Raw genomic sequence first — 15,457 nt, forward strand, 5'->3', positions numbered from 1 at the left:
TTTAGGCCCGGCGTCCCGCCGCCGAGACGTTGTCGACGCCCAGCGCCGCGAGCGCGCCGGCGACGATGCCTTCAGCGTCCAGCCCGGCCTGTGCGTACATCGCCTCGGGCTTGTCCTGGTCCTGGAAGATGTCGGGCAGAGTCAGGGTGCGGACCTTCAGCCCGCGGTCCAGCGCCCCGTGCTGAGCCAGCGCTTGCAGCACGAACGCGCCGAAGCCGCCCATGGCGCCCTCTTCCACCGTGATCAAGGCCTCGTGGTTGCGGGCCAGGTTCAGGATCAGGTCGATGTCCAGCGGCTTGGCGAAGCGGGCGTCGGCCACAGTGGCCGAGAGGCCGCGCGCGGCCAGCAGATCGGCGGCCTTGAGGCTTTCGCCCAGGCGGGTGCCGAACGACAGGATGGCCACGGCCGAGCCTTCGCGGACGATGCGGCCCTTCCCGATCTCCAGCGGCGCGGCCAGGTCGGGAATGGCGACGCCGACGCCCTCGCCGCGCGGATAGCGGAACGCCGAGGGGCGGTCGTCGATCTCCGCGGCGGTGGCGATCATCGCGGCCAGCTCGGCCTCGTCGGCCGCGGCCATCAGCACCATGCCGGGCAGCGCGCCCATGAAACCGATGTCGAACGAGCCGGCATGGGTCGCCCCGTCCGCGCCGACCAGGCCAGCGCGGTCCATGGCGAAGCGCACGGGCAGGCCCTGGATCGCCACGTCATGGACGACCTGGTCGTAGCCGCGCTGCAGGAAGGTCGAGTAAATCGCGCAGAACGGCTTCATGCCGTCGGCGGCCAGGCCCGCGGCGAAGGTCACCGCATGCTGCTCGGCGATGCCGACGTCGAACATCCGCTCGGGGAACCGCTTGGCGAACAGGTCGAGGCCCGTGCCGCTATCCATCGCCGCGGTGATGGCGACGATCTTGGGGTCCTTCTCCGCCTGCTTGATCAGTTCCTGAGCGAAGACCTTGGTGTAATGCGGGGCGACCGGCGTGGCCTTGGCCTGCTGGCCGGTGATCACGTCGAACTTGACCACGGCGTGCAGCTTGTCGGCGGCGCTCTCGGCCGGGGCGTAGCCCTTGCCCTTCTGAGTGACGACGTGGACCAGGACCGGCTTGTCCTTGATCTCGCGGACATTCTTCAGCACCGGGACCAGGGCGTCCAGGTCGTGCCCGTCGATCGGGCCGACATAATAGAAGCCCAGCTCCTCGAACAGGGTGCCGCCGGTGACCATCCCGCGGGCGTATTCCTCGGCCTTGCGCGCGGCCTCCTGCAACGGCTTGGGCAGCACCTTGGCCACCGACTTGCCGAGATTGCGCAGCGACTGGTAGCCGCCGCCGGAGACCACGCGGGCGAGATAGGCGCTCATCCCGCCGACCGGGGGAGCGATCGACATGTCGTTGTCGTTGAGGATGACGGTCAGCTGGCCGGTGGTGGCGTGGCAGGCGTTGTTCATCGCCTCATAGGCCATGCCGGCGCTCATCGAGCCGTCGCCGATCACCGCGACCACGCTGTTGTCCTTGCCGGCCGCGTCGCGCGCGGCGGCGAAACCCAGCGCCGCCGAGATCGAGGTCGCCGCATGCGCCGCGCCGAACGGGTCGTACTCGCTCTCGCTGCGCTTGGTGAAACCCGACAGCCCGCCGCCCTGGCGCAGGGTGCGGATGCGGTCACGCCGGCCGGTCAGGATCTTGTGCGGATAGGTCTGGTGGCCGACGTCCCAGATCAGGATGTCTTCCGGCGTCTCATAGACGTGGTGAAGCGCCACCGTGAGTTCGACCACGCCCAGACCGGCGCCGAAGTGTCCGCCGGTCTGCGACACCACGTCGATCATTTCGGCCCGCAGTTCATCGGCCAGCTGGCGCAGTTCAGGCGCGCTGAAACCGCGCATGTCGCGGGGATACGAAACCTTGTCGAGCAGGGGCGTGACTGGCGGCATATTGTTGTTGTTCTCGATCTAGTTCCGGCGATCTAACACGAAATCGACGCTGGCCCGCAGGAAATCGGCCCGCGGACCGAACGGATCAAGATGCGATTTCGTCTGTTCGGCCAACAGCGCCACGCGTTCGCGCGCCGCGCCGGCCCCGAGCAGGGTGACGTAGTTCGCCTTGCCCTTCTCGGCGTCCTTGCCGGCCTTCTTGCCCAGCACGGCGCTGTCGCCCTCGACGTCCAGCAGATCGTCGACGATCTGGTAGGCCAGCCCGATGTCCTGGGCGAAGGCCATCAGCGCGTGGCGCTCAGCCTCGCCGGCATGGGCCATGACCAGCGGCAGCTCGAACGACACCGCGATGAGCGCCCCGGTCTTCAGCCGCTGCATGCGGGCCACCGCGCCCAGGTCGTCGCGTACGCCCAGCATGTCGATCATCTGGCCGCCGCACATGCCGCGCGCGCCGGCCGCCTGCGCCAGCTTGAGCACCATTTCGGCGCGCACAGCCCCGTCGTGGTGGGTGTCGGGATCGCCGAGGATCTCGAAGGCGAAGGTCTGCAGGGCGTCGCCCGCCAGCACCGCGGTCGCCTCGTCATAGGCCCGGTGCACGGTCGGCCGGCCCCGGCGCACGTCGTCGTCGTCCATGCACGGCAGGTCGTCGTGGATCAGGCTGTAGGCTTGAATGCACTCCAGCGCGCAGGCCGCGCGCAGCACCGCGCGCTCGTCCAGATCGAACATCTTGCCGGTTTCGATGGCGAAGAACGGCCGCAGGCGCTTGCCCGGACCGAGCGCGGCGTAGCGCATGGCCTCGGTCAGCCGCTGCTCGGGTCCCTCGGCCCGCGGCAGAAGTTCGTCGAGCGCCACCGTCACCAGGTCGGCGGCCTCCGCCAGGCGCTTTCCGAGCGCCATGTCAGTTGAACTCGGCGGGCTCGACGCCGGCCTGGCCGTTGGCGCCGACCACGATCTTCTCGACCCGCAGGCGCGCGGCCTCCAGCCGCTTTTCGCAATGGGCCTTGAGCAGCGCGCCGCGCTCGTACAGCTCGATGGACTGCTCCAGCGGCGCCTGGCCCGACTCCAGCTGGCCGACGATACGTTCCAGCTCGGCCAGGGCCTGCTCGAAGGAGAGCGCGTCAATGTCAGCGGCGTCGGCCATTCCGATTTCCTTGAGAAGCTAGCAGGTTAGTGACCGGCGCCCCGGCCCGCAACGTTTCGAGGGTCTTCAGGACCGCTCGTAGCGCCGGGTGGACCAGTACTTCCAGCCCTGATTGGCCGTCAGACGCCAGCCGCGCCGACGCAGGGCGCGCCCGACCATGAAGTTGAAGAAGCCGTGCGCCAGCACGACGACGTCCTCGCCCCGGGCCGCCAGCTCGACGATCAGGTCGGCGGCCTGGTCGGCGCGCTTCTCGGCCTCGCGGCGGGTCTCCTGGCCGTCGTGGTGGTTGAAGAACCACCACCAGAACCGCGCGATGAACCCCCAGATCTTGGGTGACATCCGCACGAAGCCCGGAAAATGCGGCGGCGGCAGCGGGGCCTCGACGAACAGGGGAGTGCGGTCGAACTCGCGGCCGGCGGCCAGCGCCAGCGCGCTCTCGATCGAGCGGTTGCGCACCGACGAGATGATCACGCCCGCGCGGGCGGTCTGCTCGACCAGCGCGCTCGGCGGGGTCTGGCCCGGCCGGATGCCCAACTGCTCGTAGCGGCTCCAGTAGTCGCGATAGCCATGCACGTTCAGCATCACCTTGCGGTGAATGTCCGGCTCACCATGGCGTGCAAGCACGATCGCCCCAGGGCGCACGGCGGTCGTATTCGGAAGGTCGGCGGTCAAAGCGTCGGCCATGTCATCCAATGGCCAGGATTCGCGCAACCCGGCCTTCGCCCTCACCCCTGCGAAAGTGCCTGTACATGCGCAAGCGCAGAACGGCCTAGAGCCTCCAGGTCGTACCCGCCCTCGAGCGAGGAAACAACCCGCCCGCGACTATGGGTCCGGGCAAGACTCATGATCGCACGGGTGGCCCAGGCGAAATCCTCGGCCTCCAGGTTCTGGCTGGAATCGCCGATCGGGTCGCGGGCATGGGCGTCGAAGCCCGCCGAAATCAGGATCAGGTCGGGCGCGAAGGCGTCGACATGGGTCAGCAACCCCTCGAATTCCTTGCGCCACAGTTCACGCGGCGCGTTCGGAGGCACCACCGCATTGCGGATGTTGCCGGGTACGACCTCGGACGGGTGGCCGCTGCCCGGCCACATCGGCCACTGCTGGACCGAGGCGAAGAACAGGTCCTCCTGACCGCCCAGCGCCGCCTGGGTCCCGTTGCCGTGGTGGACGTCGAAGTCGACGACCGCCACCCGCCGCAGTCCCGCCAGCTGTGCGGCGCGCGCAGCCAGGGCGACGTTGGAGAAGATGCAGAACCCCATCGGCAACGCCGGTTCGGCATGGTGTCCCGGCGGGCGCACGGCGCAAAACGCCCGCTCGATGCGCCCGGCGGCCACCTCGCGCACGGCCTCGACCACCCCGCCCGCAGCCCGCAGCGCCGCAGTCAGGCTGCCCGCGGACATGTAGGTGTCGTCGTCGAGCTGCAGCAGCCCCTGGGTCGGCGCGCTGTCGATCACCGCCTGGACGTAGGCGCCGCGATGGGCCAGCTCCAGGTCGGGCCGGGCGATCAGCGGCGCCTCACGCCGGTCCAGCCCAAGGTCGCTGTCCTCCAGCGCGCCCAGCACCGAACTCAGCCGCTCGGGCCGCTCCGGGTGCCATTCGCCCGGCCGGTGGTCCAGCATCTCAAGATGGGTGTAGAGGGCGATGTCCATGCGAATCGCAGCCTAACCCGGCTTACGTGGAACCCGAATGCAACAACCGACGATACGCCGCGCAGATCCTTCCGACGCTCAGGTTTTGTCCGAACTGGGCGCGCGGACGTTCGCTGAGACCTTCGCCCACCTCTATCCGCCGCAGGACCTCGCCGACTTCCTGGAGCAGGCCTATGGCCTTGCGCGCACCCAGGCCGACCTCGCCGACCCGGCCAAGGCCCAATGGCTGGTCGAAGCGGGCGGCGCCGCGGTCGGCTACGCCCTGGCCGGGCCCTGCGACCTGCCACATCCGGAGGTCACGCCCGCCAGCGGCGAGCTCAAGCGCTTCTACCTGCTCAAGGACTGGCAGGGCGGCGGAACCGGCGGGCGGCTGTTCGCCGAGGTGATGGCCTGGCTGGAGCGCGAGGGCCCGCGCGACCTCTGGATCGGGGTATGGTCCGAGAACTTCGGCGCCCAGAGATTCTACAGGCGTCACGGCTTCGAGCAGGTCGGCGCCTACGGGTTCCAGGTCGGCGGCACGGTCGACCACGAGTTCATTCTACGGCGTGCCGCGCAAGGGCTCTCCACCTAGGGGCGAGTTTTTGGGCGGAGCTTGCCAGTTCCGCTGCAATTTATCGTCCGCTTAGAGAAATATTGCTCCGATTTAACGTCGGGGACTTTGACGCTGACGCTCGCATTTGCGAACTTGCCGGCAATCATCGACGCTGCATGCGACGGGTGGGATGCTCAAAATCGGATATGTCAGGCTGCGCGATGCGCGGTCCGCTGACGACACTGCGACGCTGAAGTCGATCGGTTGCCATGTCGTGCGCGCCGAAGAACCGGCTGGTCCGGGCGCGGACGGATCGTCCGTGCTCATGTCGATTCTCGACTTCATTTCCGAGGGCGACCAGTTGGTGGTCACCCGCCTCAACCACCTGGCCACCTGCACCCGCGAAGTGCTGGACGTGATCGAACGCCTGGAGATCCGCGGCGCCAGCCTGTTCGTCGCCGAGTCCGACGTCAGCAGCCTGGGCGAAAGCGGCCGCGCCCTGCGCGCGGCGCTGGAAGCGGTCGCCTCGGTCGAGCCGCCGTGGAATCGCCGCCGCCGCGGCGCCCCCGCCGCCGACATCCGCGCGCTGCAGGCGGCTGGGGTCGGTCCGGTCGAGATCGCCCGACGCCTGGGCGTGTCTCGCATGACCGTCTGGCGCAAGCTCAAGGAAGCGACGGCCTGACGGCGGGGCCCGCGGCCGGTCCACTCGCCCAGCGGGCTTGAAAGCGAAACGTTATAATATTACAAGACCTCTGCCGCGATGGTTGCGGCCGTTGCGGAGGGACGCTTGAAATCTGCCCCCAGCTCTCTCCTGGACGCTTCGGCCATCAGCCTGTCGGGCCTCTGCCTGGCCCACTGCCTGGCCCTCCCCCTCGTCGCCGCCTTCTCCCCAGTCGTGGCGACCTGGGCGGAGGCTGAGTGGGTGCACGCGCTCGCCATCGGCCTAGCCGCGCCGATGTCCGCCCTCGCCCTGTGGCGCAAGGGCCAGTCGGCGGCGGTGATCCTGCTCTCGCTGACGGGCCTGTCGCTGATGGCCCTGGGCGTCGCCCACTGGCCGAGCCACGAAGCCGAGACGCCGATCACCGTGGCCGGCAGCCTGCTGCTGGCCGGCGCCCACATCGCCAACTGGCGGCGCCGGCACAGCTGCGCCGGAAAGGCCGACTGAATCAGGCCGCCATCAGCGCGTCGAAGCCGTCGATCTCGACAATCGGCGAGGCGACGCCTGCATCGATCCGCATGACCTTGTTGCAGTAGGACCGCAGGGTCATGGGATCGTGCGAGGCCAGCACCAGGATGCCGGCGCGCTCGACCAGCTGCTGCAGGCGCTGGTGCGCCTGGTTGCGGAACTCGCCGTCGCCGACCGCGATCCACTCGTCCATCAAGAGCACGTCCGCCTCGACCGAGGTCGCGACCGCAAAGGCCAGCCGCGCCTGCATCCCGGCCGAATAGGTCTTCAGCGGCATCTCCAGGAACTGGCCGAGGCCCGAGAATTCCGCGATCTCCGGCATGCGTTCCTCGACCTCGCGGCGGGTGAGGCCGGCGATCAGGCCCCGCAGGCGGATATTGTCGAAGCCGGTGGCCGTCGGGTCGATTCCGAGGCTGAGATCCAGCAGCGAGGCGATCCGTCCGTCGACCGCGACCAGACCCTCGTCGGGCTCATAGGCGCCGGCGAGCGCGCGCAGCAGCGTCGTCTTGCCCGACCCGTTGTGGCCGACCAGGCCCAGCCGGTCGCCGGGCTGGAGCTCGAAATTGACGCCCTGCAGCGCGGTGATGATCCGCCCGCCATTACTGAGCGCCCCGCCGACCGCGGCCCTGGCCAGGTGCTTCTTGAGGGAGCGGTTGTCGGCCCCGTAGACCGGAAACCGCAGGGTGAGATCGTGGACCCTCACCGCGACCGGCGACAGACGCGGACCGATCGCCGGATCGAACTCACGCGTGAACGGTCGCACAGTTCCCCCTGGGCGCGTCCCCGCCAACCATCTGCGTCGCGTCGCAATCATCGCTTGTCATATGACTTGTTTTAACTTGTTAAGTTAAAACTGTATCCCGCCACTCCCATGCGTTCAAGGCGCAGGTCCGAATGCTGGAGGCGCGACTTCGGTTCCATACCCTGGGTGGAGACCCTAGGCAGCGGCGCCCCCAGGGCGGGCCGCGGCGACGCAAGGGCATGCTGGACAACGGCGATCCGCGGCCCCATCTTTCGCAGTCAAACGTCTGTTCGTCTCCCAGCGGGAAGCCTGCCCATGTTCATGCGCTTTTTCACCGAGCTGCGCGAAGCCAAGGTGCCGGTGACGCTGAAAGAGTACCTGATGCTCATGGAGGCGCTGGACAAGGTGGTCATCGACCGCTCGGTCGAGGACTTCTATTTCCTGTCGCGCTCGGCCCTGGTGAAGGACGAGAAGAACCTCGACAAGTTCGACCAGGTCTTCAGCCACGTGTTCAAGGGCCTGGAAAAGGTCGAAGGCGCCGGCACGGCCGACATCCCGGCCGAGTGGCTGCGCAAGATCTCCGAGAAGTTCCTGACCGAAGAGGAAAAGGCCCAGATCGAGGCCATGGGCGGCTTCGACAAGCTGATGGAAGCCCTGGCCGAGCGGCTGAAGGAACAGAAGGAACGCCACGAGGGCGGCAACAAGATGATCGGCACCGGCGGCACCTCGCCGTTCGGCGCCAACGGCTATCACCCCGAAGGCGTGCGCATCGGCCAGGACAAGGGCCGCCACGGCAAGGCGGTCAAGGTCTGGGACAAGCGCGAGTTCAAGAACCTCGACGACGCGGTCGAACTCGGCACCCGCAACATCAAGGTCGCGCTGCGCCGGCTGCGCAAATGGGTCCGCGACGGCGCCGCCGACGAACTGGACCTGCCCGGCACGATCAAGGGCACCGCCGAAAAGGGCTATCTGGACATTCAGCTGCGCCCGGAGCGTCGCAACAAGATCAGCGTGCTGATCTTCTTCGACATCGGCGGCTCGATGGACAGCCACATCAAGGTCTGCGAGGAGCTTTTCTCGGCCGCGCGCTCAGAATTCAAGAACATGGAATTCTACTACTTCCACAACTGCCTCTACGAGAGCGTGTGGAAGGACAACCGCCGCCGTCACACCGAGAAGCTGAACACCTGGGACATCCTCCACAAGTACTCCAGCGACTACAAGGTCATCTTCGTCGGCGACGCGACGATGAGCCCTTACGAGATCACCTATCCGGGCGGCTCGGTCGAGCACTGGAACGAGGAAGCCGGCGCGATCTGGATGGACCGCGTGGCCCAGATCTACGAGCACGTCGTGTGGCTGAACCCGACGGCCGAACGCCATTGGGACTACACCCCGTCGATCGAGGTGATGAAGCAACTGGTCAATGACCGCATGTTCCCGCTGACCATCGAAGGACTCGACAAGGCGATGCGCGAACTGGCGCGCTAGGCCGCATCGCCCATCGCGTTCGACCTGCTAAGCTGGCGCGACGTATGAGAGATTCGCCCGTGGACCCGGCCCAGGCCAACGAACCTGAAGAAACCAACGAGGCCGCCACCAAGGCCGCGGTGTTCTGCGCCGCCGAGCGCCTGTTCGCCCTGCATGGGTTTCAGAACGTCTCGGTGCGCGACATCACCGCCGACGCCGGGGTGAACCTCGCCTCGGTGAACTACCACTTCGGCTCCAAAGACGCCCTGCTGTTCGAGATCTTCCGTCGCCGGACGGCGGAGCTGAACCGCGAACGCGCCCGCATGCTGCACGAGGCGAACGACCGCCATCAGGGCGCTCCCCCGATCCGCGAGATTCTCGAAGCGCTGTTCGCGCCGCCGCTGCGCTGGGGCTCGCCCGAGAACGACCGCCGCATCTCGATCCAGTTCATCATCCGCTCGCGCAGCGAGGGGAACGAGGAGATGCGCGAGGCGCTGGCCAACGACGTCAGCCACCTGGCCCGGTTCGCCGACGCGCTGATCAAGGCCCGGCCCGACCTGCCGCGCGACACCGTCTACTGGCGGCTGCATTTCTGCCTCGGCATGGTCCACAACAATCGCTTCGCCGAGTTCGACCGTCTGCACGTGCTGTCCGACGGCGCGACGCGCGAGGGCGACACCAACGCCCTGCTGACGCGGATGCTCGACTTCGCCGAGGCCGGGTTCAAGGCTTAGCCGCTCAGCCGACGCCTCGACGCGGGGCCGCAATGCGGCCTAGCCTCGCGGCATGGAGCTCATCGACCCCATCGCCCAGGCCAGCCCGCGCCTGGCCACCCGCCTCAAGAGCGGCGCCCCGCACCAGGTGTTCTCGGGCTTCCTGTTCCACGTCGAGGCCGACCGCTACATCATCCTCACCGCCCTGCACTGCCTGCTGCGGCCCAACACGTTCTATTTCAAGAACCGCGGGACCGAAGCGACCTGGGCCGACACCTATGGCCACGACCTCGACTGCGAGGGGCTGGGGATCAGCGTGCCGCTCTATGACGGCCAGACCCCGCTGTTCCGCTGGCATCAGGATCCGGACAACGCCTCGCTCGACGTCGCCGGCGTGCCCGTGCGGCTGCGCGGCCAGCCCCAGGCGATCAACTGGGTCGGACGCTTCGGCGACTACGACGTGGTCGACCAGGGCCTGCCTCTGACCGCCGGCTCCGCCGGCATGATCTATGGCTTTCCCGGCGGCGCGGCGATCCTGCGCAGCGCGCCGATCGCGCGCGGCTTCAGCCTGGCCTCGGACTACCGGCTCAATCCCTACGCCTTCCATGTCGACGGCGTCGGCGGGGCCGGCTGCTCCGGCGGCCCGGTCGTGCTGCGCGCCGAGCGCGGCGACCGCACCCTGATCCAGTGGATCGGCATCTATGTCGCCACCTACGAGGCCGAACGCCTGGGCCGCTGCATCCCGCTGGAGCGGGTGATGGAGCTGGTCGAGACCATGGTCGCCGAGCCGAACCTGTGGCGCGCCTGACCGCAAAAAAGGGGTTGCGCCGCGGCGGAGCTTGGCGTCCCGTAACGTTGTTGTCGGGGGACGCATGGAGGCTTTGGGCTGCATGGCGACGACGTTCAAACTCAATGGCCGCGAGGTCACGGTCAAAGGCCCGGACGAGTCGCCTCTGCTCTGGGCGATACGCGACGAGCTCGGCCTCACCGGCACGAAGTTCGGCTGCGGGATCGGCGGCTGCGGCGCCTGCACGGTGCATCTCGACGGCGACCCGGTGCGTGCGTGCGTCACCCCGCTCAGCTCGATCGCCGGCCATGCGATCACCACCATCGAGGGCCTGGATCCCAACGGCCGCCATCCGCTGCAGACCGCCTGGATCGAGGCCCAGGCCCCGCAATGCGGCTACTGCCAGTCGGGCCAGATCATGTCGGCCGCGGCGCTGCTGAAGTCGACGCCCAACCCCACCGACGCCCAGATCGACGACGCCATGAACGGCAACCTCTGCCGTTGCATGTCCTATGTGCGGATCCGCAAGGCCATCAAGCTGGCCAGCTCCAAGATGCAGGGAGCCAAGGCATGAACGCGATCGCCCCGCTCTCCCGCCGCGGTTTCCTGGCCGCCATCGCAGCCACCGGCGCAGCCATGACCTTCGCGATCGGACCCGACGAGGCCGCCGCCGCGGCCGGCGATTTCGAGCCGACCATCTGGTATTCGATCGGCCGCGACGGGACCGTCACCGTCAACGTCATCCGCGCCGAGATGGGCCAGCATGTCGGCACAGCCATCGCCCGCATCGTCGCCGACGAGCTGGAGGCCGACTGGTCCAAAGTCCGCATCAACCACGTCGATTCCGCCGCCAAGTGGGGCCTGATGGTCACTGGCGGCAGCTGGTCGGTCTGGCAGAGCTATCCCTTGATGAGCCAGGCCGGGGCCGCCGGCCGCCTGGTGCTGATCGAAGAAGGCGCCAAGCTGCTCGGAGTCGATCCGAAAGCCTGCACGGCGGCCAGCAGCGTCGTCAGCGGCGGCGGCAAGTCGATCGGCTACGGCGACATCGTCGCCCGTGGGAACCTGAAGCGGACCTTCACCGCCGACGAACTCGGCAAGATGCCGATCAAGAAGGCCGCCGACCGCCGGCTGGTCGGCAAGCCCTCGGCCCAGCTCGACATCAGCGAGAAGGTCGACGGCTCGGGCAAGTTCGGCATCGACGCCAGGATCGACGGCATGGTCTACGCCCGGCCGAAGATCCCGCCGACCCGCAATGAATCCAAGGTCGTCTCGGTCGACGACAGCGCCGCCAAGGCGGTGCCGGGCTACATCCGCACCATCATCCTCGACGATCCGTCGAACACTGTCCCCGGCTGGGCGATGGTCATCGCCGAGAGCTTCGTCGCCGCCGACGCCGCCTGCGAGCTGGTCAAGGTGGAATGGAGCTCGGGCGACACCGCCAAGACCTCCGAGGCCGACATCCAGAAACGCGCGAGCGCCCTGATCGCCAATCCCAAGGCCGGCGCCCTGGTGGTCGAGGATCCCGGCGTCGACGCCGCCTTCGCCGCCGCAAAGACCAAGCTGGAGCGCACCTACACCACCGCCAGCGCCCTGCACTTCCAGCTCGAACCGGTGAACGCCCTGGCCCTGGTCAACAGGGATGGCTCGTACGAGATTCACACCGGCAACCAGTGGCAGTCGCTGGTGCTGCCGTGGCTGTCCAAGGCGCTCGGCGTGCCCGAGGACAAGATCGTCCTCAAGACCTACCTGCTGGGCGGCGGCTTCGGTCGCCGGCTCAACGGCGACTATGCGGTGCCCGCCGCGCTCGCCGCCAAGGCGCTGGGCCGGCCGGTGAAGATGGTCTGCACGCGGGCCGACGACAGCCGCTTCGATTCCTTCCGCTCGCCCTCGGTCCAGGTCGTGAAGATGGCGTTCGGCGAGGGCGGCCGCGTGACCGCCATGGACCACGCCGCCTGCGCCGGCTGGCCCACCCAGATCATGGCCCCGTTCTTCATGCCCAAGGGGACGAACGACGTCGCCTATGACCCGTTCGCGATCAGCGGCGCCAACCACTGGTACAGCGTCGGCGCCCAGCGCGTCCGCGCCGTGCCTAACGACCTGGCCAACCGCGCCTTCCGCCCCGGCTGGCTGCGCTCGGTCGGTCCCGGTTGGACCAATTGGGCGGTCGAGTGCTTCATGGACGAGGCGGCCCAGTCGGTGGGCAAGGACCCGCTGGCCTTCCGCCTGGCCATGCTGGACGGCGCGGGCCGCAACGCCGGGTCCGCGCCCAACTCGGTCGGCGGCGCCAAGCGCCAGGCCGCCGTGCTGTCGCGTCTGGCCGCAAAGGCCGGCTGGGGCCAGTCCCTGCCCAAGGGGACGGGCCTCGGCATCGCCACCACCTTCGGCCAGGAACGCGACATGCCGACCTGGGTCGCCTGCGCGGCGCGGGTCAAGGTCGACCCCGCCAGCGGTGCGGTGAAGGTCGAGAAGCTGACCCTGGTCGCCGACGCCGGAACCATCGTCTCACCCGAAGGGGCGCTGGCCCAGATGGAGGGCGCGGCGCTCTGGGGAATGAGCCTGGCGCTTTTCGAAGGCACCGAGTTCGAGAACGGCGCGCCGCGCGACACCAACCTCGACGGCTACACGCCGCTGCGGATGGCCGACACGCCCGATCTCGACATCGAGTTCATCGACAGCGCCGAGGTTCCGGTCGGGTTGGGCGAACCGGCGACCACCGTGGTCGGCCCGGCGATCGGCAACGCCATCTTCAACGCCTGCGGGGCGCGGGTGCGCCACCTGCCGATCAGGCCTGAAGCCGTCCTTAACGCCTTGAAGACCAAGTCTTAACCCGCAGGGCCGTATCTCCGGGCCGCGCCTCTCCCCTCGTGGCGCGTAGCAGATACCGGAAAGCCCTTCGATGCATCGCCTTCTCCTCGTCGGCGGCGCGGCCGCCGCCGCGCTCCTGTCCTCCAGCGCCGCGCTCGCCGCCGACGCGCCGCAGGTGGACGAGCTGATCGTCACCGGCGAGAAGGCCGACCGCAGCCTGCAGGACACCGTCGCCAGCGTCGCGCTGTTCACCGAGCGCGGCCTCGACGCGCGCAACATCCAGGACCTCGGCGACCTGGTGAACCACGCCGCCAACGTCGCCGAGACCTATCAGGGCTTCGGTTTCACCATCCGCGGCGTCGCCAACAACGGCGTCTCGGGCGGCGGCAGCGGCGGCCTGGCTACGGTCTATCTCGATGGCGCGGCCCTGCCCGACCGCGCGCTGGCCGCCGGCCCGCTCAATATGTGGGACATCGCCCAGGCCGAGATCCTGCGTGGCCCGCAATCGACTCTGCAAGGCCGCAACACGCTCGCCGGCGCCATCGTCCTGCGCAGCAACGATCCGACCTGGACCTGGAGCGGCGTGGCCCGCGCCGACCTGGCCGACGACGAATCCCGCATCCTCGCCTTCGCCGCCGGCGGCCCGATCGTCGCCGATCAGTTGGCCTTCCGCCTGTCGTTCGAGGATCGCGACGCCGAGGGCTTCACCTACAATTCGACCCGCAAGACCCAGGAAGACCCGCTGCTGTCGACCACCGTCCGCGGCAAGCTGCTGTTCACCCCCTCGGCCCTGCCCGACCTGACCGTCCGCGCCAGCGCGCTGCACAACCGGCACAAGGGCGGCTACATCTACAGCTACTCGCGCTCCGACGTCCCGAACCCGGCCGAGAACCGCATCGCCACCAGCGACTATCCGGGCCAGACGCGCAGCACGACCGACATCCTGACGCTCAACGCCGACTACGCGATCTCCGACCAGCTCAAGCTGACCTCGGTCACCGCCTGGAGCAAGGTGCGCAGCGACAGCCTGTTCGACATGGACGGCGGCCCGGCCTCGATCGCCTACGGCCGCGAACACGACCTCGACCGTTCGCTCTCGCAGGAACTGCGCCTGCAGTATGAAGGCGAGCGCCTGTCCGGCCTCGCCGGCCTCTACTTCGCCGACCGCGACCGCGACTTCGCAGTCGCCACCCGCAACGCCCTGGCCACGCCGCGCGCCACCCTGCTGGGCGTGCTGATGAGCCCGCCGTTCAGCCTGCCGGCCGCCACCGCCAACGCCGCGGCCAACGCCTATGTCGCGGCCCTGCCCTCGGTCTCGGTCGACTTCGCCGGCCGCGCGCCGGAAGAGATCCAGACGGTCGCCCTGTTCGCCGACGGCCGTTACCAGCTCACCCCGCAACTCTCGCTGCTGGCCGGCTTCCGCTACGACCGCGAAGAAAACACCCTGTCGGTGGCCCAGACCACGCGCTTCGCCGGGACCTATCCGAACCCGGCCGCCTTCGGGGCCCTGGCCCCGGTGATCGCCGGCCTCAACCAGGTCGTCGGCCTCTATGTCGCCCAGGCCACCGCCAACCAGCCGGAGACCTCGCGCAGCTTCGAGGCTTTCCTGCCCAAGCTCGGCCTGAAGTACGACATCACCGAAGACGCCTCGCTGAGCTTCGTGGCCCAGCGCGGCTATCGCTCGGGCGGCGCCAACATCAACGTCATCCGTTCGGCGGTCGTGCCCTACGATCCCGAGTACACTTGGAACTACGAGCTGGCGGCCCGCACCAGCTGGCTGGACGGCGCCCTGACGGTCAACGCCAACGCCTACTATGTCGACTGGAGCGACCAGCAGGTGGTCGTCAACCTCAGCGCGACCCCATACGACTACCAGACCGAAAACGCCGGCGCCTCACACCTCTACGGGGCCGAGCTCGAAGCCGCCTGGCGTCCGACCGCCGCCTTGGACCTCTACGGGTCGGTCGGCTACAGCCGCACCGAGTTCGACGACTTCACCATCCGCGCCGGGACCAGCACCATCGACCTCTCGGGCAGCGAGTTCGCCTTCGCGCCGGAATGGACCTGGAACCTCGGCGGCGCCTATCGCTGGGACAACGGCGTGTTCGTCAACCTGGACGCCGGCTACCGCAGCGAATCCTTCGGTGTCTCCGGCCCGACCCAGGGCGCCAACAAGCTCGACGCCCGCACCCTGCTCGGCGGCAAGATCGGCTACCAGGCCGAGCGCTGGACCCTGGCCGCCTACGCGACCAACCTGCTGGACGAGGAGTACGTCCAGTTCCGCCAGCCGACCCTCAACCGCGCCATGTACGGCGCCCCGCGCGTCTTCGGCGCCGTGCTCGAAACCCGTTGGTGACGGAGAGGCTTCTCCAAATCCAAAAAGCTCAGAGCGCGATCAGATTCTATCGAAGCCGATTGCGCTCTGGGCCGCGTGCGCCCCTTCCCCCGCGGTATCGGACTCTGGTACGACGTCGGCATAAAATTTAGCCGTAAAGATTAGGGAGTCGCCCG

15 protein-coding genes are annotated in these 15,457 nt (G+C 68.4%); 9 read left to right on the forward strand and 6 right to left on the reverse strand.

The window, feature by feature from the left end; translation table 11 throughout:
- Position 1: 1 nt before the first annotated feature.
- From dxs to OUA97_RS04185, 5 genes are all read right to left on the reverse strand, one after another.
- Complete coding sequence (gene dxs, locus OUA97_RS04165; RefSeq protein ID WP_267230552.1) at positions 2-1,921, reverse strand: 1-deoxy-D-xylulose-5-phosphate synthase; 1,920 nt, start codon at positions 1,919-1,921, stop codon at positions 2-4.
- Between the two features lie 18 nt (positions 1,922-1,939).
- Positions 1,940-2,818 carry a polyprenyl synthetase family protein gene (locus tag OUA97_RS04170; protein WP_267230553.1) on the reverse strand — a complete coding sequence of 293 codons (879 nt, stop codon included), beginning with the start codon at positions 2,816-2,818 and terminating at the stop codon, positions 1,940-1,942.
- 1 nt (position 2,819) lies between these two features.
- The gene (locus tag OUA97_RS04175) at positions 2,820-3,062 is read right to left on the reverse strand and encodes an exodeoxyribonuclease VII small subunit (RefSeq protein ID WP_267230554.1); all 243 of its coding nucleotides are present in this window, start codon (positions 3,060-3,062) and stop codon (positions 2,820-2,822) included.
- A 66-nt stretch (positions 3,063-3,128) separates the two neighbouring features.
- Positions 3,129-3,746 carry a phosphoglycerate mutase family protein gene (locus OUA97_RS04180; protein WP_267230555.1) on the reverse strand — a complete coding sequence of 206 codons (618 nt, stop codon included), beginning with the start codon at positions 3,744-3,746 and terminating at the stop codon, positions 3,129-3,131.
- Positions 3,747-3,787: 41 nt separating this feature from the next.
- The gene (locus OUA97_RS04185; protein ID WP_267230556.1) at positions 3,788-4,711 is read right to left on the reverse strand and encodes a histone deacetylase family protein; all 924 of its coding nucleotides are present in this window, start codon (positions 4,709-4,711) and stop codon (positions 3,788-3,790) included.
- Between the two features lie 37 nt (positions 4,712-4,748).
- Between OUA97_RS04185 and OUA97_RS04190 the strand changes: the two genes are divergently transcribed.
- The 3 genes from OUA97_RS04190 to OUA97_RS04200 all read left to right on the forward strand — a co-directional run bounded on the left by OUA97_RS04190 (position 4,749) and on the right by OUA97_RS04200 (position 6,408).
- Positions 4,749-5,282, forward strand: a complete 534-nt coding sequence (locus OUA97_RS04190) for a GNAT family N-acetyltransferase (RefSeq protein ID WP_267230557.1) — start codon at positions 4,749-4,751, stop codon at positions 5,280-5,282.
- Positions 5,283-5,433: 151 nt separating this feature from the next.
- Positions 5,434-5,925, forward strand: a complete 492-nt coding sequence (locus OUA97_RS04195) for a recombinase family protein (protein WP_267230558.1) — start codon at positions 5,434-5,436, stop codon at positions 5,923-5,925.
- A gap of 105 nt (positions 5,926-6,030) precedes the next feature.
- Positions 6,031-6,408, forward strand: coding sequence for a MerC domain-containing protein (locus OUA97_RS04200; RefSeq protein WP_267230559.1), 378 nt, complete (start codon positions 6,031-6,033; stop codon positions 6,406-6,408).
- A gap of 1 nt (position 6,409) precedes the next feature.
- Here the strand turns inward: OUA97_RS04200 and OUA97_RS04205 are convergent, their stop codons facing one another.
- The gene (locus tag OUA97_RS04205; RefSeq protein WP_267230560.1) at positions 6,410-7,192 is read right to left on the reverse strand and encodes an ABC transporter ATP-binding protein; all 783 of its coding nucleotides are present in this window, start codon (positions 7,190-7,192) and stop codon (positions 6,410-6,412) included.
- A gap of 294 nt (positions 7,193-7,486) precedes the next feature.
- Here OUA97_RS04205 and OUA97_RS04210 point away from each other — a divergent pair, with 294 nt between their 5' ends.
- From OUA97_RS04210 to OUA97_RS04235, 6 genes are all read left to right on the forward strand, one after another.
- Complete coding sequence (locus OUA97_RS04210) at positions 7,487-8,662, forward strand: vWA domain-containing protein (protein ID WP_267230561.1); 1,176 nt, start codon at positions 7,487-7,489, stop codon at positions 8,660-8,662.
- Between the two features lie 44 nt (positions 8,663-8,706).
- Positions 8,707-9,375 carry a TetR/AcrR family transcriptional regulator gene (locus OUA97_RS04215; RefSeq protein WP_267230562.1) on the forward strand — a complete coding sequence of 223 codons (669 nt, stop codon included), beginning with the start codon at positions 8,707-8,709 and terminating at the stop codon, positions 9,373-9,375.
- Positions 9,376-9,427: 52 nt separating this feature from the next.
- Positions 9,428-10,162: a hypothetical protein gene (locus tag OUA97_RS04220; protein ID WP_267230563.1), complete on the forward strand. Its 735-nt coding sequence runs from the start codon at positions 9,428-9,430 to the stop codon at positions 10,160-10,162.
- An 82-nt stretch (positions 10,163-10,244) separates the two neighbouring features.
- Positions 10,245-10,715 carry a (2Fe-2S)-binding protein gene (locus OUA97_RS04225; protein WP_267230564.1) on the forward strand — a complete coding sequence of 157 codons (471 nt, stop codon included), beginning with the start codon at positions 10,245-10,247 and terminating at the stop codon, positions 10,713-10,715.
- Entirely contained in the window at positions 10,712-12,967 is a 2,256-nt protein-coding gene (locus tag OUA97_RS04230) for a xanthine dehydrogenase family protein molybdopterin-binding subunit (RefSeq protein ID WP_267230565.1), read from the forward strand. Before OUA97_RS04225 ends, OUA97_RS04230 begins: the two co-directional genes overlap by 4 nt.
- A gap of 70 nt (positions 12,968-13,037) precedes the next feature.
- Positions 13,038-15,302, forward strand: a complete 2,265-nt coding sequence (locus OUA97_RS04235) for a TonB-dependent receptor (RefSeq protein WP_267230566.1) — start codon at positions 13,038-13,040, stop codon at positions 15,300-15,302.
- The last annotated feature ends 155 nt before the right edge of the window (positions 15,303-15,457 follow it).

It is taken from the genome of Phenylobacterium sp. 58.2.17 (assembly GCF_026411515.1).
GTDB lineage: Bacteria > Pseudomonadota > Alphaproteobacteria > Caulobacterales > Caulobacteraceae > Phenylobacterium.